This is a genomic window from Desulfococcus sp., from assembly GCF_041737845.1.
GTDB lineage: Bacteria > Desulfobacterota > Desulfobacteria > Desulfobacterales > Desulfococcaceae > Desulfococcus.
Genome location: NZ_JBGSQX010000142.1, coordinates 38,489 through 58,976 on the forward strand (window position 1 = coordinate 38,489; position 20,488 = coordinate 58,976).

Genomic DNA, 20,488 nt, shown 5'->3' on the forward strand with positions numbered 1-20,488 from the left:
AATTATCTTAAAAAAGGATACCATTTTTTCACATGACGCATGACAAGGCCCCAGATTCAACCCGTCCCGACGCCAATCCGTCCCTCGATCCCTACATCCTGGCAGCCCTCGCCAAAAAGGCGGCGGGGCTGGTGGTTCTCGATGTCGGAAAGCTGACATCCATCGCCGATTTCTTTCTCATCTGCAGCGGGCGATCCAACCGCCAGGTGACCGCCATCGCTGAAAACATCCAGGCCGCCCTCAAGGAGCAGGGCATCCGCCCCCTCAGCATCGAGGGACTCAAGACCGGACACTGGGTGCTCATGGACTACGGCCATGTGATCATCCACGTCTTCTACGATTCCGTCCGCAGCTTCTACGACCTCGAGGGCCTCTGGGCGGATGCCCGCAGGATCCGGACCCCCGACATGGCCGCCGCGGAAGCGGCCGATGCATCGCCCCCCGAAAGGCATGCAGGGGAAGATGCCGACGCGGACGATTACACCGCCCCGGAACCGATGGAGGTCCAGGATGGGATCTGACCCGAAAGAGGCCTCCCGGAAATCCGCCGGCCGGTTGTGCATGCTCTTGATCCTGGACGGCTGGGGAATCGAGAGCCCGGGCGACGGCAACGCCGTGAGCCTGGCCAGGACCCCCACGCTGGACCGCCTTTCGGCCGAATACCCCACGACGCGCCTCGTCTGCTCCGGTGAATTCGTGGGGCTGCCCGGGGGCATCATGGGCAACTCCGAGGTCGGCCACCTCAACATCGGCGCAGGCAGAATCGTCTATCAGGATCTCCTCCGCATCGACCGATCCATTGCGGACGGCAGCTTTTTCCGGAACGACATCTTCCGTCAGGCCATGGACGCCGTCAAGCAAAACGCCTCTTCCCTCCACCTCATGGGCCTGGTCTCCGACGGCGGGGTCCACAGCCAGTTGACCCATCTCCTGGCCCTTCTGGACCTGGCCCGGGAGGCGGGCGTCCCCAAGACCCTTGTCCATGCCATCATGGACGGAAGGGACACCTCCCCCACCGGCGGGGAGGGCTACCTCACCCGGGTCCAGGACCACATGACGGCCTCCGGGTACGGGCGGATCGCCTCCATCTGCGGGAGGTACTATGCCATGGACCGGGACCGGCGGTGGGAGCGGATCGAATCGGCCTATCGGCTGTACACCGAAGGGGAGGGCCTGGCCGAGACGGACCCGATCGACGCCGTTCGCAAGGCTTACGGACGAGGCGAGACGGACGAGTTCATCAAGCCCATCGCGCTGACCGGAGCACCCGGCGATCCCCCGGCCGTCATCGCCGACGGGGACGCCGTCATCTTTTTCAACTTCCGGGCCGACCGGGCCCGGGAGATCACCACGGCCCTCACCGATCCGCCGTTCACCGGCTTTCGCCGAAGGCGGCGGCCCGGCATCGCCCTCTACGCCACCATGACCCTCTACGACGAGACCTTTTCCCTGCCTGTGGCCTTTCCGCCCCACCACCTCAAGAACATCCTCGGGGAGGTGGTGAGCCGCAGCGGCATCCGGCAGCTCCGCATCGCCGAGACCGAAAAGTACGCCCATGTCACCTATTTCTTCAACGGCGGCGAGGAGACGCCTTTTCCGGGTGAGGACCGGGTACTGATCCCCTCCCCCCGCGAGGTGGCGACCTATGACCAGAAACCCGAGATGAGCGCCCCCGCGGTGACCGAAGAGGTCCTGTCCCGGCTTCGGTCCGGCGTCTACGGGATGGTCATCCTCAACTTTGCCAACATGGACATGGTGGGCCACACCGGCGTGATCCCGGCGGCGGTCAAGGCATGCGAAACCGTGGACCGCTGCGCGGCCGAAATCGTGGGGGAGGTTCTGCGGCAGGACGGCGCGGTCCTTGTCACGGCGGATCACGGAAACGCCGAGAAAATGATCGCCCCCGACGGGAAGCCCCATACGGCCCACACCCTGAATCCGGTCCGTCTCATCCTGGTGGACGACCGTAGGAAAGACGCCCTTCTCAAGGAGGGCAAGCTGGGAGACATCGCCCCCACAATGCTGGAGATCATGGGCATCCACAAACCCGAAGAGATGACCGGGGAGTCCATCATCCGCTGAGGATCCGTCCGCCCCGGGTCCTCTTGCCTGAACCTTTGGAGGAATGCGCCATGAAAACCCCCCCCGATACGGAATTCATTGTCGATTTCATCACCGGCAGATCCGTCCCGAACATCGGGGCGGAGGAGAACCGCCAGGCGGTCGAGCGGTTCCTGGTCGAAGAGAAGGGATACGCCAGGGACGATATCGCGGTGGACGCCCCCATCGAACTGGAGATCGCCGGCGAGGTCTACCGCTCCAGGATCGACCTCACGGTCCGCGCGGCCGGGGGGATCTTCATGTGCATCAAGTGCGCCCCGGGCTCCCTGGGCTCCCGGGAGCGGGAGATCGTCGCCGCGGCAAGGCTCCTGGCCCCCTACCAGGTCCCCTGGGCCGTGGTCTCGGACGGAAAGACCGCCCTCGTGATCGATACCGTCTCCGGCAAAACGACCGCAGAGGGGCTGGATGCCATCCCCTCCAGAGACGACGCCCTGGAGCGCATGGCGGGGATGCCTCTCGAACCCTTTCCCGACGAACGCCGCCACCGGGAGGGCCTCATCTTCCGGTCCTATGACGCCATGAACGTCAACCGCGCCGCTGTCGGATGACGGACCGCCCGCGCCCGCCGATAACCGACGGTCCATGCCCGACATCCTGCTGATCCAACCCCCGGTCCGGGATTTCTATCTCACGGAAAAGCGGACCCTCCCTTACGGCCTGGCCTGCATCGCCTCCGAACTGATCGAAAACGGCTTCAGCGTCGGGATCCTGGACGGCCTTGCGGTGGACAAATCCCGCGTGATCGCGCCGCCCCCCGAGATGGACTACCTCAAGGCCTTTTACGGCAGACCCGATGTCTCGCCCTTCGGCCTCTTTCATGCCTTCAGGCATTTCGGCTACAGCTTCGAGCACATCGGAAAAGCGGCCAGGGATTCCGGCGCCTTTCTGGTGGGCATCTCCTCCCTCTTCACCGCTTACAGCGACGAGGCCTTAGCCGCAGCCCGCGCCGTCAGGGCCTTTCACCCCGGGTGCCGGATCGTCATGGGCGGCCACCACCCCACGGCCCTTCCCGAGGCGGTCATGGCCGAGGATGCGGTCGATTTCGTGATCCGCGGCGAGGGGGAGGCGGCCATGGCCCTCCTGGCCGGCGCGCTCCGGGACGGGCGGGCCGTCTCGGAGGTCCCCGGCATCGTCTTCCGGACCCCGGACGGGACCCTCGCCATAAATCCCCCCGCCGAGTTGGACGATCTCGACGGCCACCCCCTTCCGGCCCACCACCTGATCCGGCATGCCTTCTACCGCCGGAACAAAAAAGGGAGCGCCGTGGTCCTGACCAGCCGCGGGTGCCCCATGAGATGCACCTACTGCGCCGTCGGGGGCGGCACGGTCCGGTATCGCGTGAGGTCCGGGGAGCGGATCCTCCAGGAGATCGATATCCTCGTCACGGAATACGGGGCCAGGTTCATCGACTTCGAAGACGAAAACCTCTCCCTCGACCGCCGGGGGTTTCTGCGGATCCTCCATGAGATCGCCCGGCGGTTCCACGGGCTGGACCTGGAGCTCCGGGCCATGAACGGCCTCTTTGCCCCATCCCTGGATGAAACGGTGATCTGCGCCATGAAAGCGGCGGGGTTCCGGGCGCTGAACCTCTCCCTGGGGACGACCGACCCCGGGCAGCTCAGGCGGTTCCGGCGCCCGGACGTCCGGAAGGCAACGGAAGCGGCCATCCGGACGGCCCGGAAGCACGGCCTCGAGGTCGTCTGCTATGTCATCGCTGGGGCGCCCGGCCAGGCGGCCATGGGCTCCCTCGAAGATCTGCTCTATCTGGCCCGGCAGGGCGTCCTCGCCGGCCTATCCGTCTATTACCCGGCTCCCGGCAGCGCCGACTACGCCATGCTGGAAAAAAACGGGATGCTCCCTGAGCGTTTTTCCCTCATGCGGTCCGCAGCCCTCCCCATCTCCCACGAGACCACCCGCCTGGAGTCGGCCACCCTGCTTCGCCTGGCCAGAATCACCGGCTTCATCCAGGCCCTCGCGCGCCGGGGACAGCCCCTCCCGCCGCCGGCGCTCCTGGGGGAATCGCATATCGCGCCTGACGCCGACAGGTTTGCCGTCGGAGCCCGGCTGATAGCCGCCTTCCGCCACGACGGCCGCGTCCGCGGCATGACCCCCCGGGGCGAGATTTACGAGCACCACGTTTCCATGGCGCTCACGCGCCCCTTCCGGGACGCCCTGAAAAGCATCTTCGGCGATACCGATTAAATACAATTCATATAAATAGTTAACGCCATATCCCTCGGGGGGCCGGTGAAAATAGTTGATGAAGGGTTGACTCGTTCAACCAATTGGTATATGGCACTTTCGTCGGCCTCATCAGCACCTCGCGGCTTGGTGACGGGCGGGCTGTCGTTATGAAAAATCCAATAAGTTCCGATGAATATAAAAAACTCGGATCGTTAATCAACCCTAAAAGGAGATACAAGAATGGGCTACCCTGTTGTTGACGAAGAAAAATGTGTTGGTTGTTCAGAATGCGTAGACAACTGTCCGCAGGACGTCTTGGAGATGCAGAATGATAAGGCAAAAGTGGTTAATCCGGACGAATGCGTCGACTGCGAAAGCTGCGTCGAGGTATGTGAAGCGGACGCCATCGAGCTGGTGGAAGACTAAGGACAGCTTTTTATAGCAAACGACCGGCCTCCCCGACGTCTGATCTCAGCCGTGGGGAGGCCGGTACGATCGATCCCTGAATTTGCTTTTCCCGCAATGGCAGACCGTTTTTCCATACGATCCCCTCTCCCGGCTTCACCGCCTGATTCCAAACCCTGTTTCCGAGGATATGATTCTCCCCATCATCGTCCGGAGCAAGGATCGCCGCACGAAAACGACTCTAACAAACCGGGTGCGGCATGCCCCCGGGTGTATGACGAATGCGTTACCAACAGGATCCGCCATGAACCCTCGGATCCGGCTCGAAAGGAAGTAAAATGGCCTTTACCCCCACCGTAGATGAAAACAAATGCGTCGGCTGTGAAGAATGCGTGGATGTCTGTCCCGTGGAGGTCTTCGAGATGCAGAACGACAAATCGGTCCCCGTGAACGCGGATGAATGCATCGGCTGCGAGAGCTGCGTCGAGGTCTGCGAGGTGGACGCCATCACCGTGGAAGAGAGTTAAGCCCCAAGGCCCGGCCAGGGCGCCGGGCCCGTCTCAGGCGCATGATCCGAGCGGCGCCGCCGGCTTGCAGCATCGGCGGCGCCGCTTTCCGGGCGCCTGTGAGCGGTAGGGGGTTCAGGGCATGATCTTGTCCAGGATCTCCCCGTTTCCGTTCAGCAGAAACACCACGAAGCCGTTCTTGGCGGCCTCCTTGATCAGGTCTTCGTAGTGGACGGCCTGGGCCTCGTATTTTGTGTTCTTTTCAAGCACCATGCGGCCATGGCACTTGAGGGCCTCCTCCTTGTCGACGAATGCCGGTATAAACGAGATATCCTCTTCGGCATAGTGCTGGCCGACATACCGTTCATCCCTGCCGGGATCCTGAACGAACACCCACACCCAACCATGTTCATTGATCAGTTCATGCATCTTCCGTGTCCTTTTTTCTGAAAGCCTGTTCCTCGATCACTTTGGCCGCTTGAAAGCTGCGGGCCTTTTCCACATAGATGTCCGCGGGTTCCTTGAGGACCTCAAGGATCGTTTCGGGCAGTTCCTTTTTCAGCGTGGCCGGCACGCCGGCCACCAGATGAAACGGCCCCACCGTCTTTCCCTCCATGACCAGGGCATTGGATGCGACAATGGACCCCCGTTTGATGGCGGCCCCGTTCAGAACCGTCGAATGGATGCCGATGAGGCAATTGTCCTCGATGGTGCAGCCGTGCAGCACGGCGTTGTGGCCCACCGTCACGTTGTCGCCGATGACGGCGGGTTTTCCATCGTCGATGTGGATCGTGCAGTTGTCTTGGATATTCGTGTTCCTGCCGATCCGGATGGCGTCCGAATCCCCACGGATGACCGTATTGAACCAGACGCTCGATCCGTCGCCGATTTCGACGTCTCCGATCACCACAGCGGTCGGCGCGATGAACACGCCCTTGCCGATTTTGGGCCGCTTGCCCTTGTATTCTATGATCATTTCTTCTCCTGTCGATCGTGTTTCCGGTGTTCCGTCCCCGTATCCCCGGAACCGCCGTGCATGTTCGCCAATATGCCGGCGGATGTCAATGCCAAACTGGGGGGCCAAACCGGCACAGCCTTGTCAAACCCGCTCCGGGCTTTCCGGCCGCAGGCACCGGCCGGCGAAAAACGCTGTTGCATTAGCGGCGGCATTCCTTATATAGGTTGAGGCGTTGACGCCTCGCAAAAAAGGAACTGACCCATGCGCATCGAATATGAAGTGAAACTAGGATTCAAGGACGTCATGATCCGCCCCAAGCGGTCCACCCTCAAGAGCCGGGCGATGGTCGACCTGAACCGAACCTATCTGTTCCGCCACGCTCAGAAAACCTGGACCGGCACTCCGGTCATCGCCGCCAACATGGACACGGTGGGCACCTTTGCCATGGCCGAGGAACTGTCCCGGTACGGTCTGCTGACGGCCGTCCACAAGCACTACACCATGGACGAGTGGAGCCGCTTCCTCGAAAACAGGAAAGCGGCCATCTTCAATCACATCATGGTGAGCAGCGGCACGTCGGACGAGGACTTTTCGAAGCTGAAGGAGATCCTCCGCTGCCATCCCGGGATCGAATTCATCTGCATCGACGTGGCCAACGGCTACACGGAATATTTCGTGGATTTCGTCAAGAAGGCGCGCCAGACCTTCCCGGACAAGGTCATCGCCGCGGGAAACGTGGTCACCGGGGAGATGGTCGAAGAGCTTGTCCTGGCCGGGGCCGACATGATCAAGGTGGGCATCGGCCCGGGATCGGTCTGCACCACCCGGGTCAAGACGGGGGTCGGCTATCCCCAGTTGTCGGCCATCATCGAGTGCGCCGACGCGGCCCACGGCCTCAAGGGGCTCATCATCGCCGACGGCGGATGCACCTGCCCCGGCGACGTGGCCAAGGCTTTCGGCGCAGGCGCGGACTTCGTCATGCTGGGCGGCATGTTCGCCGGCCATGACGAGTGCGGCGGAGAGGTGATGGACATCAACGGCGATCGGTGCGTCGAGTTTTACGGGATGAGTTCGAGCACCGCCATGGAAAAATACAGCGGCGGGGTGGCGGAATACCGGGCCTCCGAAGGCAAGACCGTCATCGTTCCCTACCGGGGGGGGGTTGAGAGCACGGTCCAGGACATCCTGGGAGGCATCCGCTCCACCTGCACCTACGTGGGCGCCGCCAAGCTCAAGGAATTGGCCAAACGGACCACCTTCATCCGCACGGCGGAGCAGGAGAACAGGACGTTCCGATAAAAAGCGCCTCCCGGAAGGGGGAAAGAGCCGCGGCTTATCTTGCAAATATCGACGGCGGCGCTTATTCTTAATCCATTACGCAGGCCTCAACCAGGATTGCTCCCTGAATCTCCTCCGGCGCCCCCCGGGATTCATTGCTCGTATACGCCTGCTGCCGCTCTCCCCAAACGCCCGTGATTCACCCATCACGGCCTGCCCAACACGAGAGGTCACAGAGATGACGGAACAGATGAGGCTCTTGCCGCTTCAGCGGCTGGGAGCCCGGGAGGTTTCTCCCGGTGTTCTCAACTTCGGTGTATTCCTGCCGTGGGTGTCCGCGGCGTTCGGCAACCGGGTGTGGGTCAAGGTGATCCACGAGCACGACCAGTTCCTCCAGGACATCCCGCCGGAGATGTTTGAACTCGTCCATGCCGAGGACCCGGAGCACGGCGATTTCTGGTCGACCGAGATCGATATCGCCGCCCACCCCAAACCTCACCCGAAATCCATGTGGGGGGAAGCGGGCAGGTATGTCTACCGGTACGTCCTCGAAAACCCAGGCACCCCCGGGGCCGTCGACTGGATCATCGATCCCTTTGCCCGGGAATTCGGGGTCGGGAAACTTTCAGCCGTCACCATGGGCTATGTGCCGCACCAGTGGAGCGGCGCCGAGGCGGCCTGGAAGGTGCCGGCCCTCGCGGATCTCATCCTGTATGAACTGATGATCAGCGAATTCGGCGGGGATATAAACCGGACCATCGCGCGGCTCGACTACCTGGCGGACCTGGGCGTCAACTGCATCGAGGTGATGCCCGTGTCCAACGTGGCCAACACGGTGGACTGGGGCTTCCTCCCCATCGGCTATTTCGGGGTGGACGAGCGCTTCGGGAACCGGAAAGACCTGCAGCGGCTTATCGACGCGGCCCACCAGCGGGGAATCGCGGTCATCCTCGACGCCGTGTACGGCCACACCAGCGACAGCTTTCCCTACAGCTACCTCTACCGGCAGATCGCCTATTCGGAAAACCCCTTCATGGGCGCCTTCACCAAGGATTATTTCGGCGAAAGCACCGACTTTAGGCGGGCACTGACCCGGAACTTCTTTTTTACGGTCAATCATCACTGGCTCGACTGCTATCATGTCGACGGCTTCCGGTACGACTGCGTGCCCAATTACTGGGACGGCCCCATGGGAGAGGGGTATGCCGCCCTGGTCTTTCACACCTATCGCCACGTCCAGTCAAACACGGCAGCCGGCGGCCACTGGGGGCGATTTGCCGGCGACAACGGCATCCGCCTGATCCAGTGCGCCGAGCAGCTTGAGGCCCCCCGGGAAATCCTCGAGAAGTCCTACACCACCTGCACCTGGCAGAACGAGACCCTCGACGCGGCAAAGCAGGTGGCCGGCGGAAACCCGGCCGACCTCGTGGCTCTGGGGCTCCGGCTGGGGCTTTTCCAGTATCCGGCCGAGGCGACGGCGGGCGGGGATCGCCTGTCCAAATCGGCCCTCCAGTATATCGAGAATCACGACCACTCCCGGTTCGTCTGCAACTTCGGCACCGTTCTCCGCGACCGGAACGATCTCCTCAACGAGGGCGACCGGCGCCTCTGGTACAAGACCCAGCCCTACCTCATCGGCCTGATGACGGCCAAGGGCATCCCCATGCTCTGGCAGGGCCAGGAATTCGCGGAGAACTACGCGGTTCCCGAGCACGGCTGGGGCCGGGTCCTCATGTTCCGGCCGGTCCGGTGGGACTATTTCTATGATCCCATCGGCAAAAGCATGATCGCCCTGGTGCGGAAGCTGATCCGAATCCGGCAAAACCGCATCCAGATGCGCCGCGGGGAACACTACTTCTACAACCACTTCAACCGCTACCAGAGCAAGGGGGTGCTGCTCTTCGCACGGTGCTGGGAGGAACACTTCAGCCTGGTCGCCCTCAATTTCGGGGACCAGGACCAGCGGGTCTCCTTCAGCTTTCCTTTCGCGGGCGACTACACCGAGGAACTCCACGGCGAGGACAACCTGGCGGATATCGAGCAGAAGCAGGTGGTGTGGCTGAACGTCCCCGGCAATTACGGGCGCATCTGGACCATTGACGCGGAGGAATAGCCGGCGGAGCGTCATCATCGGAAATTTCCCGGGCCTTTCCGCCATTCCTGATAACTGCCGGACGGATCTGGAACTGCTCCCGCTGATCCAGGAGATCGACCGGGAGCTGTTCGAACGCATGACGATCATGGCGTGAGGAGGACTATCGTGAGAATCCCGAAGCGTTGTTTTGATCTCCCATCCAGATGCCTGTTGATTTTCATCACCATGCTTTGCCTTGCGGCGCCCGCTGCAGCAAAGCGGACAACCTATGTCCCGGAGGTGCTTCAGCCCTGGGTCGACTGGGTGCTCCACGGTAAGGAGACCCAGAAGATGTGTGCGCCGCTGTACAACGACCCCGATACCTACCAGTGCGCCTGGCCGTCGAATATCGAGCTGGATCTGACGGACCGCGGCGGGACGTTCCGGCAGACCTGGCTTGTTCACCGCGACAGTTGGGTGGTACTGCCGGGTAGCATCCGCCATTGGCCCCTGGAGGTTGCGGTGGACGGCGAGGCCCGGGTGGTTCTTCAGAAGGAGGGAGCCCCGACGGTGCATCTTGAGCCGGGAATCCATGGGATCACCGGGCGGTTCGCCTGGACCCGCCTGCCCGAGCATCTTCAGGTCCCCGCCGGCGCCGGCATCGTCTCGCTGCGGGTCAACCATGAACCGACGGCGTTCCCGAATCTCGATGCCGCCGGCCGGCTCTGGCTGAAAGGCGCAAAGGCCGAGGAAAAAATCGAAGACCGGTTGAGCATCGAAAGCTTCCGGCTCATCGACGATGCCATCCCCGCCCGTGCGCTCCTCCATGTCACCCTCGACGTGGCCGGCTCGCCGCGGGAACTCATGCTGGGCCCCCTCTATCCCCCGGAAAAATTCACCCCCCTGTCGCTGGAAAGCCCCCTCCCGGCCAGACTCGACCCGGACGCCCGCATGCGCGTCCAACTCCGGCCCGGACGGTACGCCGTGCGGCTGACGCTGCGGCACCGGGGCCCGCTGCAGGAACTCCCGTTTCATCGGCCTGACGACGGCTTCTGGCCCGGACAGGAGATCTGGTCCTTTCACGCACGGCCCGAGCTGAGGCTCGTGGAGATCGAGGGCGCTCCCTCCGTCGATCCGCTTCAGACCTCGATGCCGGACGACTGGAAAGCGTATCCGGCCTATCACATGGGCCCCGGCAAGACCCTGCGGTTGAAGCAAATCCAGCGGGGCGACCCGGCACCGGCGCCGGACCAGTTGACGCTGAACCGCAACATCTGGCTGCGGTTCGATGGTTCCGGCTACACCCTCCAGGATCAGATCACGGGTAAAAAGAACACCCGCTGGCGCCTGGAGATGGACCCGGCCATCACCCTCGGCAGGGTTGCCGTGGACGGCAGCGAGCAGCTCATCACCCGGCAAAGGGATTCGGATAAAGCCGGCGTCGAGCTCCGCAACGGGCTCCTCAACCTGACGGCCGACAGCGTCTACCAGGGGCCTGTGGGATCCCTTGCGGCAACCGGCTGGGACCACGATTTTCAAGAGGTCCGGGGGCGCCTCCTCCTGCCGCCGGGCTGGAAGCTGTTACATGCCTCGGGCATGGACAACATCTCCAGGACATGGGTGAAGCGCTGGACCCTGCTTGACTTTTTCGTGGTGCTCATCTTTACCGTGGCGCTCGCCAAGCTTTATTCAACACCCCTGGCCGGCATCGCGCTCCTGACGCTGGTCCTGACCTATCATGAGCCGGGCGCCCCCCGGTACGTCTGGCCGGCCCTGCTGGTGGGCTTCGCCCTGCGCAAACACCTGCCCGAGGGGAAATTCCGGAAGATGGTCAAGGCCTGCCACGCCGCCGCGGCGCTCGCCCTGGTCGTCATCGCGATCCCATACGCAATCCACGCCCTCCGCATCGGCATCTATCCGCAGATGGAACAGCCATGGGAGACCATGACGGAATATCCCACGGGACAGCCTGCAAGGCCGCAGGCGGACATGGAACCGAGCCTGGCCCCCGAGACCATGGAAGCCTTACCGGACGCGGTGCGCCGCAAGGCGGTGGGCAAAGGTGCGCGTGCGCTCCTGGAGTCGCAGATCTCCGGCGGAGACGCCGCTGAATTCGAGCCGCCGAAGGTCCGGCAGTACGACCCCGATGCCCTGACCCAGACCGGGCCGGGGATGCCCAGATGGCGCCCTTTCGAGACCATCCATTTCAGCTGGTCCGGTCCGGTGACCCGGGATCAGACGGTCTCGTTCTCCCTCCTGGGGCCCGGGGCCAACCTCGTGCTGGCGTTTGTGCGGGTGTTCCTGATCCTTATCCTGGCCCTGGGCATGTGGGGGGTTGCGTTCCGGACGAAAGGCGGGCTTCATTTCGGCGGCGCGGCATCCCTCCTGTGCATTTGGGCCGTGCTTCTGTTTTTGCCGAGTCCGGGCTGGACGCAGGGCGCTGAGATTCCCTCGCCCCAGCTTCTTGAAGCGCTTCAGGAAAGGCTGCTGGAAAAAGATGACTGCTTCCCCGCATGTTCGAACATCCCGGAAGTCCGCATCACCATCACCCCGGACCGGCTTTCATTGGAGGCATCCGTCGAATCGCAGATCGACGCCGCCATTCCCGTGCCGAGCCGTGTCGAGCAGTGGATGCCCCGGGAGGCGGCCATCGACGGAGCGCCCGCCGGGGGCCTTCTGCGGAAGGACGACGGCTTGTGGGTGCTGGTTCCCGCGGGCAGGCACACCCTCCGGCTCGCCGGGGCCGTTCGGAAACAGAATCTTCTGCAACTCCCGTTTCCCCTGAAGCCGCACCGGGTCGAGGTGGCGGCGGAGGGCTGGACCGTCGAGGGGCTGCACCCCGACGGGTCCATCGACGCCCAGCTCCAGTTCAAGCGGGTGGCGGACCAGGCGCCCGGGCAGGCCGAAATCCTCGAAACCGGCATTCTCCCGCCCTTTGCCCGGGTGGAGCGAAACCTTCTCCTGGGCCTCGTCTGGAAGGTTCACACCACCGTGACCCGCTTGAGCCCGCCCGGCTCGGGGGTGGTGCTGGACATCCCGCTGCTGCCGGGGGAATCCGTTACCACGGATGGCGTCCGGGTGGTGGAAAACATTGCCAAAATCAGCCTGGGCGCCGATCAGACCCACCTGGGCTGGGAATCCTTTCTGGCGCCCGCCGACGCCATCCGGCTGGTCCACCCCGAAACAGACGCCTGGACCGAGGTCTGGCGGGTGGATGTCAGCCCCATATTCCACATGGAGACCGAGGGCATCCCGGTGATCCTTCATCAGGCCGGGACCCGGTGGTACCCCACCTGGCATCCCTGGCCGGGGGAGGCGGTCACCCTGACGGTGACGCGGCCCGCCGGCGTCAAAGGGCAAACCTTGACCATTGAAGAGAGCCTTCTTGCGCTGCGCCCGGGGCGGAAAACCACCGCCTCAGACCTGCGGCTTTCCATCAAGAGCAGCCAGGGCGGGCAGCATACCCTTTCCCTGCCCGATGGCGCCGAACTGCAGGAGGTCTCCATCCAGGGGAAGATCCAGCCGATCCGGCAGGAAGGCCGCCGGGTAACGATCCCCATCGTCCCGGGGGACCAGGCCGTGGCGCTCAACTGGATCGAACCCCGGGGGATGGCCGTGCGGTACGGGAACGCCGATGTCGGCCTCGGGGCCCCGAGCGTCAACGCCGGCATCGACATCCACCTGCCGCGGAACCGCTGGCCCCTCTTCGTCGGAGGAGAGCCCCTGGCCGGCCCGGCGGTTCTCTTCTGGTCGGTCATCCTCCTGATCGCCGTCGCCGCCGTTGGGCTCTCGAAGACCCGATGGACGCCGCTCAGGATGCACCAGTGGTTTCTGCTGGGCATCGGCGTCTCCATGAGCAGCCTGGCGGGCGGCATCCTCATCGCCGCCTGGCTGGTCGCCCTGGGCTTCAGACCGCAGTGGGGCGCGCTCGAGGGCCGCAGGTTCAACGCCATGCAGATCGGCATGGCGCTGTTGACCATCGCCGCCGTGGGCGCTCTAGTTGTCGCCATCTCCAGCGGCCTGTTGGGTCACCCGGACATGAACATCACCGGCAACGGATCCACCGGCGATCTCTTGAAATGGTATCAGGACGTCAGCGACGAGACCCTTCCCCGTGCCTGGGTCGTGTCCGTGCCCATGTTCGCCTACCGGGCCGCCATGCTCGCCTGGGCACTCTGGGTCTCCTTCTGGCTCGTGGGAACGCTGAAATGGGGCTGGCAACGCTTCACGCAGCCCGCCCTCTGGAAGCGCCGGCCGCCCCGGACACCGGAGGACGGCAGGAAAGAGGGCTGGCTGGGCTTCATCGGCAAGAAAGAGACCGATGTGGGCGACCCTGAGACCGATCCGGGCAAAGACGCGAAGCCCGAGTCGGAAAAGCAGGGGTCCTGAGCCCGGCTTCCGAGCAACAGGCGGCATGATGCTTCACGGAAGGAAAAGGCGTTGCATCGGCACAAACGCGTTATGAAAGGTTCATCAACAGAATCAATCGATGAAAAGGAGAGCCCCCATGCCATCATCCCAACCCGAAACCCCGAAAAAAGTCAACCTGGCTCTCCAGGGCGGCGGCGCCCACGGCGCCTTTACCTGGGGCGTTTTGGATTATCTGCTGGAGAGCCGGAAGATCGAGATCGACGCCATCAGCGGGACGAGTGCCGGGGCCATGAACGCCGTGGTGGCGGCCGACGGCCTCATGGCGGGAGGCCGGGAGGGGGCCCGGGCGGCGCTCCGGCGGTTCTGGACGGCGGTGAGCCGGACGGCCGTTTTCAGCGCCATCCAGCGGACGCCCTTCCAGAGACTCACGGGCGGATGGAACATCGATGACTCGCCCGGCTACCTCTTTTTCGATTTCACCAGCCGTCTCGCCTCGCCCTACCAGCTCAATCCGCTGAAGATAAACCCCCTGAGGGATCTCCTGGTCGAGCAGGTCGATTTTGCGCGGGTCCGGAGCTGCGACCGGATGCAGCTCTTCATCAGCGCCACCAGCGTCCGGAACGGACAGGTCAAGGTCTTCGACCGGCGGCGCCTCACCGCCGACATGGTCATGGCCTCGGCCTGCCTGCCTCAGGTCTTCCAGGCGGTCACCGTCGACGGGGAGGACTACTGGGACGGCGGGTACGCCGGCAACCCGGTGCTCTTCCCCTTCGCCTACCGCACGGAGACCCGGGACATCGTCATCGTCCAGATCAATCCCCTCACCTGCCGGAAAACCCCGACGGACGCCCGGCAGATCCTGGACCGCGTCAACGAGATCACCTTCAACGCGAGCCTGATGGCCGAACTCCGGGCCATCGAGTTCGTGGGGCGCCTCCTGGACAAGGGGGCGCTGGATCCGGACCGCTACCACAAGATGCTGATCCACGTCATCCACGACCCCGAGGGGTTCGCGCCCCTCGACGCATCGAGCAAGATGAACGCGGAAAAGGTGTTTCTGGAGCATCTGTTCGATATGGGCCGCCGGGCCGCCGGGCGGTGGCTTGCGGCCCATTTCGACCGGATCGGCCGCGAACCCTCCATCGACCTGCGATCCATCCTCCACGGCTGCGCAGGCAAGCCGGCGTAATCCGGGCGTCCCGGAAGCACAACCCTTTCCGGAACCGGGTTCGACCCCCGTGGCCTGCGGGTCGCCCTTGACAAGACCGCCGGATCTGATTTACGAGACAGTCATGTATATACAGCTCCGCCGTTCCCGAAGCATTCCTCCGGGCTGAGATTCACCGGAGGGCGCCCGGGTTCCCGTCAGGAACAGCCACCAGGGGGAGAATCGCCATGTTGACCAATCTTCAGATTTCCGAGGCCATGAGAATCCAGCCGGACGGCGCCCTGCCGCCCATGCCGGCCTTTACCCCGGGCGTCCGGCGGGCGCCCGACCGGGGGTTCCGCCTCTCCCGGGCACAAACGGAGACCGCCCTCAAGAACGCCCTCCGCTACATCCCCGAAGCCCACCACGCCGCCCTCATCCCCGAATTCCTGAAAGAGCTTACGGAGCGGGGCCGGATCTACGGCTACCGGTTCCGGCCCGAGGGGCCCATCAAGGCCATGCCGGTGGACGCGTACCGGGGCAGATGCCTGGCCGGGAAGGCCTTCCAGGTCATGATCGACAACAACCTCGACGTTGACGTGGCCCTCTACCCCTACGAGCTGGTCACCTACGGCGAGACCGGCAGCGTGTGTCAGAACTGGATGCAGTACCGCCTCATCAAGCGCTACCTGGAGGCGCTCACCGACGCCCAGACCCTGGTCATGCAGTCGGGGCACCCCCTGGGGCTCTTCCAATCCGGGCCGGACGCCCCCCGGGTCATCATCACCAACGGCCTCATGGTGGGCCTCTACGACAACCCCGACGACTGGGAGGTCGCGGCCCAGATGGGGGTGTCGTCCTACGGCCAGATGACGGCCGGCGGGTGGATGTACATCGGCCCCCAGGGCATCGTCCACGGCACCTACAACACCCTCCTCAACGCCGGGCGGAAGATGTGCCATCTTGGTCCCGGCCAGGACCTGGGGGGGCTGCTCTTCGTCTCGTCGGGCCTGGGGGGCATGAGCGGGGCCCAGCCCAAGGCCGCGGCCATCGCCGGCGCCGTGTCGGTCATCGCCGAGGTGGACGGTTCGCGGATCCGCACCCGCCTGGACCAGGGATGGGTCGACGGGATGTCGCCGGACCCGGACGAGATCTTCACCAAGGCGGCCGCGGCGGCCCGTGATAAGACGCCCCTCTCCCTCGCGTTTCACGGGAACGTGGTGGACCTTCTGGAGTATATCGTCGCCAAGAACATCCGCGTGGACCTCCTCTCGGACCAGACCTCTTGCCACGTGGCCTACGACGGCGGCTACTGCCCCCAGGGGATCACCTTCGATGAGCGGACCCGCCTCCTGACGTCGGACAGGCTCCTTTTCCGCCAGATGGTCGACAAGAGCCTCCGCAGGCATTTCGAACTCATCCGGACTTTGTCCGCGCGGGGGGTTTACTTCTTCGACTACGGCAACGCCTTCCTCAAGGCGGTCTTCGACGCGGGCGTCTCCGAGGTCGCCAGAAACGGCCGGGACGCCAAGGACGGTTTCATCTTCCCCTCCTACTTCGAGGACATCATGGGGCCCATCTTCGACTACGGCTACGGCCCCTTTCGGTGGGTCTGCCTCTCCGGCAGCCCTGAAGACCTCGCCCGGACCGACCGGGCCGCCATGGCCTGCATCGACCCCGAGCGCCGATCCTACGACCGGGACAACCGGGTCTGGATCCGGGACGCGGAACAGCACCGGCTGGTGGTGGGCACCCAGGCCCGGATCCTCTACCAGGACGCCGCCGGCCGCACGGCCATCGCCCTCCGGTTCAACGCCATGGTGCGGTCGGGGGAGGTGGGGCCCATCATGCTGGGCCGGGACCATCACGACCCCGGCGGCACCGACTCCCCCTTCCGGGAGACGGCCAACATCCGGGACGGCAGCAACGTGACCGCCGACATGGCCGTCCACTGCTTCGCCGGGAACGCGGCCCGGGGCATGTCCCTCGTGGCCCTGCACAACGGCGGGGGCACCGGCATCGGCAAGGCCGTCAACGGCGGGTTCGGCCTGGTCCTGGACGGCAGCGAACGGGTCGACGCAATCATCCGGTCGGCCATGTCCTGGGACGTCATGGGCGGCGTGGCCCGCAGGAGCTGGGCCCGCAACCCCAACGCCATGGACGTGGCCGCGGCCCACAACCGGGAGAATGCCGACGGCGACCAGATCACCCTGCCCTTTCTGCCCGACGACGACCTGGTGAACGCGGCGGTGGGCCCGCTTTTCCCCGCAACCCGGAAGCCCGCGTAAAACATCATCCCGGCCCCGGGCCGGACGGAAATCCCGCCGATCCGGCCGGGGGCCGCCCCGCTTCGCTCCAACCGGAGCGATTCCCGCGGCCTGGAGGAAACGCATGACCACACGACTCTTCAAGAACGCCCGCATCTTCACGCCGGTCGACGCCGGGGCGCCCGCCGCCGGAAAAGACCAGGGAAATCTCCGCATCCTTGAACAGGGCGCCCTGGTGGTGGAAAACGGCCTCATCGCCGACCTGGGCGAGACCGACGCCGTTCGGGGCCGGATAGACATGGGGATGCTGGACGAGGTCGTCGACTGCCGGGGCCGCACCGTGATCCCCGGCTTCGTCGACCCCCACACCCACCTGTGCTTTGCCGCCCTGCGCGAAGCCGAGTTCGACCTGCGCATGGCCGGGACCCCCTATCTCGACATCCTCAAACAGGGGGGCGGCATCCTCTCGTCGGTGCGGGCCGTCCGGGCCGCGTCCGAGGACGACCTCTTCGAGACGAGCGAGCGCCACGTCCTTGCGGCCATGCGCCTGGGCACCACCACCCTCGAGATCAAGAGCGGGTACGGCTTGGACACCGAAACCGAGCTTCGGATGCTCCGGGTCATCGACCGCATGGGCCGCGAAACGCCCCTGGACGTGGTTCCCACCTTCCTGGGGGCCCACGCCGTGCCCGAGGAGTACCGGGGCCGGGCCGACGCCTTTGTCGACCTCGTGGTGGGCGAGATGATCCCGGCCGTCCGGGACCAGGGCATCGCCCGGTACTGCGACGTCTTCTGCGAAGAGGGCGTCTTCTCCATCGACCAGGGCCGGCGGATCCTCGCGGCCGCCCGGGAGGCGGGGCTGGGCGTCAAGATCCACGCCGACGAGGTCCACGACCTGGGGGGCGCAGGACTGGCCGCGGCGATGGGGGCCGCCTCGGCCGACCATCTCCTGGCGGCCTCCGACGGCAACCTCCTCCAAATGGCCGAGGGCGGGGTGACGGCCGTCCTCCTGCCGGCCACGGCCTACAGCCTGAGAAAACCCTATGCCCGGGCCCGCCACATGATCGACGCGGGCCTTCCCGTGGCCCTGGCCACCGACTGCAACCCGGGGTCGAGCTACACCGAGTCCATGCCCTTTGTCATCGGTCTTGCGGTGATCAACATGGCCATGACCCCCGCGGAGGCCCTGACGGCCGCCACCCTCAACGCGGCCTATGCCGTGGGTATGGCCAAAACCGTCGGGAGCCTGGATTCGGGCAAGCAGGCGGATTTCCTGTTCCTGGACGGGGACTCCCCCACCATCCTGGCCTACCATGCCGGCGTGTCGCCGGTGGCCGCCGTGTTCAAGCGGGGTGCGCGGGTCTTCTGATTTCCCTCTTCTGCTGCAAGAAAGGACTGTTCCATGCCTGAGATTTTCCTGGATAAAGACGGCCTGACCATCGAGGACCTGGTGGCCGTGGCCCGGGAGCGCGCGACGGCGGCCTTTTCCCCGGCCGGCGAGGCCCGGGTTGAGAAGACGAGTCGGCTCATCGCCCGGTGGGTGAAGGAGAAAAAGGTGATCTACGGGATCACGACGGGCTTCGGGGCCCTGTGCAACGTCACCATCTCCTCCACCGAGACCCGCAAGCTCCAGGAGAACATCCTCATGAGCCACGCAGCGGGCGTCGGCAACCCCCTGCCCGAGGAGGTGGTGCGGGCCGTCATGGCCCTCCGGGTCCACGACCTCTCCCTGGGCTATTCCGGGTGCCGGATGGAGACGCTCCGGTACCTCATCGCCTTTCTCAACGCGGGCCTGACGCCGGTCATCCCCGAAAAGGGGTCGGTGGGGGCCAGCGGGGACCTGGCCCCCACGGCCCACCTGGGCCTGGTGCTCATCGGCCGGGGCGAGGCGGTGTACAACGGGCGGCGCATGCCCGGCGCCGAGGCCCTCGCGGCCATCGGTCTCCCGCCGATCATCCTCGAAGCCGGAGAGGGGCTCGCTCTCATCAACGGCACCCAGGTCATGACCGGCATGGGGGCTTTGGTGGTCCACGACGCCGTAAGGCTCTCCAAACTCTCGGACATCGCCTGCGCCATGACGCTCGAGGTGCTCATGGGCAGCAGCTCCGAGTTCGACCCGCGCATCCACCAGGTGCGCCCCCACCCCGGGCAGATCCTCACGGCCGACAACATGCTCCGCCTCACGGCCGACAGCGGAATCATCGCCTCCCACCAGGGGTGCGCCCGGGTCCAGGACGCCTACACCCTGCGGTGCTCGCCCCAGATCCACGGCGCCAGCAAGGACGCCCTGGCCCACGCGAAACGGGTCATCGACATCGAGATCAACGCCACCACCACCAACCCCCTCATCTTCGCGGACATCGAGGAAGTGCGCCTGGGCGGCAACTTCCACGGCCAGCCCGTGGCCATGGCCGCGGACTACCTCTCCATGGGCCTCGCCGAGCTGGGGAGCGTCTCCGAGCGGAGGATCGAACGGCTCGTCAACCCCCAGTTGAGCGATCTCCCCGCCTTCCTGACCGAGCGGGGCGGCCTCAACTCCGGCTACATGATCGGCCAGTACGTGGCCGCGGCCCTGGTCTCGGAGAACAAGGTCCTGGCCCATCCCGCCTGCGTCGACTCCATCCCCACCTCGGCCAACAAGGAGGACCACGTCAGCATGGGAAGCATCGCCATGCGCCAGACCCGGGAGATCCTGGACAACGTCGAAAATGTGGTGGCCATCGAGCTGCTCTGCGCGGCCCAGGCCTACGACCTGCTCCAAAAGAAACAGCCCTTGACGGGCGGCCGTGGGACCCAGGCCGCCTACCGGGCGATCCGCCGCCACGTGCCCTACATGGCCGAGGACCGGGACCTCTACATCGACATCGAGACCATGCGGGACGTTATTCGACGGGGCGAGGTCGTGCGCGATGTGGAGAACGCCGTGGGCGAGATCAAGTGGTATGCCCGGAGGGCGGGGAAGACGTGACCGCCGGAGACCGACTGTAGATTTTTTCGTTAAATTCCCAGAATTTTCCCGCGGAGATTTACCGAGGGAAAAAGGGCTCGGCGTGAGCCGAGCCCTTTTTGAGAGGCAGACAGCAGTCTACCGCACCGGGCTATCCCTTGGCGCCGGAGTCCCCTCGCAGGCGCCGCTGTTTCACCCGGATATGTCCATCAGATCAGAGCTGAGAATCA

The 20,488-nt window shown here is 64.8% G+C and carries 16 protein-coding genes; 14 read left to right on the plus strand and 2 right to left on the minus strand.

Annotated elements, in window-relative coordinates:
* Positions 1–32 precede the first annotated feature (32 nt).
* The 6 genes from rsfS (at position 33) to ACEW8N_RS16655 (ending at position 5,237) form a co-directional block, all read left to right on the plus strand.
* The gene (gene rsfS / locus ACEW8N_RS16630; protein WP_373500971.1) at positions 33–521 is read left to right on the plus strand and encodes a ribosome silencing factor; all 489 of its coding nucleotides are present in this window, start codon (positions 33–35) and stop codon (positions 519–521) included.
* Positions 511–2,082, plus strand: coding sequence for a 2,3-bisphosphoglycerate-independent phosphoglycerate mutase (gene gpmI, locus ACEW8N_RS16635; RefSeq protein ID WP_373500972.1), 1,572 nt, complete (start codon positions 511–513; stop codon positions 2,080–2,082). Before rsfS ends, gpmI begins: the two co-directional genes overlap by 11 nt.
* Before the next feature lie 50 nt (positions 2,083–2,132).
* Entirely contained in the window at positions 2,133–2,669 is a 537-nt protein-coding gene (locus ACEW8N_RS16640) for a type I restriction enzyme HsdR N-terminal domain-containing protein (protein WP_373500973.1), read from the plus strand.
* Between the two features lie 34 nt (positions 2,670–2,703).
* The gene (locus tag ACEW8N_RS16645; RefSeq protein WP_373500974.1) at positions 2,704–4,323 is read left to right on the plus strand and encodes a radical SAM protein; all 1,620 of its coding nucleotides are present in this window, start codon (positions 2,704–2,706) and stop codon (positions 4,321–4,323) included.
* A gap of 222 nt (positions 4,324–4,545) precedes the next feature.
* A complete protein-coding gene (locus tag ACEW8N_RS16650) occupies positions 4,546–4,731 on the plus strand; it encodes an ATP-binding protein (protein ID WP_373500975.1) in 186 nt (61 codons plus the stop codon).
* Between the two features lie 317 nt (positions 4,732–5,048).
* Entirely contained in the window at positions 5,049–5,237 is a 189-nt protein-coding gene (locus tag ACEW8N_RS16655) for an indolepyruvate ferredoxin oxidoreductase subunit alpha (RefSeq protein WP_373500976.1), read from the plus strand.
* Positions 5,238–5,351: 114 nt separating this feature from the next.
* Here ACEW8N_RS16655 and ACEW8N_RS16660 read toward each other — a convergent pair whose 3' ends face one another.
* Both ACEW8N_RS16660 and ACEW8N_RS16665 read right to left on the minus strand, forming a co-directional pair.
* Positions 5,352–5,645 (minus strand): hypothetical protein, encoded by a 294-nt coding sequence (locus tag ACEW8N_RS16660; RefSeq protein WP_373500977.1) that lies wholly within the window; start codon positions 5,643–5,645, stop codon positions 5,352–5,354.
* Entirely contained in the window at positions 5,638–6,192 is a 555-nt protein-coding gene (locus tag ACEW8N_RS16665) for a gamma carbonic anhydrase family protein (RefSeq protein WP_373500978.1), read from the minus strand. Before ACEW8N_RS16665 ends, ACEW8N_RS16660 begins: the two co-directional genes overlap by 8 nt.
* 243 nt (positions 6,193–6,435) lie before the next feature.
* On the opposite strand from ACEW8N_RS16665, the gene ACEW8N_RS16670 reads away from it, so the two are divergent.
* From ACEW8N_RS16670 to hutH, 8 genes are all read left to right on the plus strand, one after another.
* Entirely contained in the window at positions 6,436–7,473 is a 1,038-nt protein-coding gene (locus ACEW8N_RS16670) for a GMP reductase (RefSeq protein WP_373500979.1), read from the plus strand.
* 217 nt (positions 7,474–7,690) lie between these two features.
* Positions 7,691–9,565, plus strand: a complete 1,875-nt coding sequence (locus tag ACEW8N_RS16675; RefSeq protein WP_373500980.1) for an alpha-amylase family glycosyl hydrolase — start codon at positions 7,691–7,693, stop codon at positions 9,563–9,565.
* Positions 9,549–9,701: a hypothetical protein gene (locus tag ACEW8N_RS16680; RefSeq protein ID WP_373500981.1), complete on the plus strand. Its 153-nt coding sequence runs from the start codon at positions 9,549–9,551 to the stop codon at positions 9,699–9,701. Before ACEW8N_RS16675 ends, ACEW8N_RS16680 begins: the two co-directional genes overlap by 17 nt.
* Positions 9,702–9,712: 11 nt before the next feature.
* Entirely contained in the window at positions 9,713–13,915 is a 4,203-nt protein-coding gene (locus ACEW8N_RS16685; RefSeq protein ID WP_373500982.1) for a hypothetical protein, read from the plus strand.
* Between the two features lie 118 nt (positions 13,916–14,033).
* Entirely contained in the window at positions 14,034–15,086 is a 1,053-nt protein-coding gene (locus ACEW8N_RS16690; protein WP_373500983.1) for a patatin-like phospholipase family protein, read from the plus strand.
* A 206-nt stretch (positions 15,087–15,292) separates the two neighbouring features.
* Positions 15,293–17,332: a urocanate hydratase gene (locus ACEW8N_RS16695; protein ID WP_373500984.1), complete on the plus strand. Its 2,040-nt coding sequence runs from the start codon at positions 15,293–15,295 to the stop codon at positions 17,330–17,332.
* Between the two features lie 103 nt (positions 17,333–17,435).
* A complete protein-coding gene (gene hutI / locus ACEW8N_RS16700) occupies positions 17,436–18,680 on the plus strand; it encodes an imidazolonepropionase (protein WP_373500985.1) in 1,245 nt (414 codons plus the stop codon).
* 33 nt (positions 18,681–18,713) lie between these two features.
* On the plus strand, positions 18,714–20,279 hold the full coding sequence (gene hutH / locus ACEW8N_RS16705; RefSeq protein WP_373500986.1) for a histidine ammonia-lyase: 1,566 nt from the start codon (positions 18,714–18,716) through the stop codon (positions 20,277–20,279).
* Positions 20,280–20,488 lie beyond the last annotated feature (209 nt).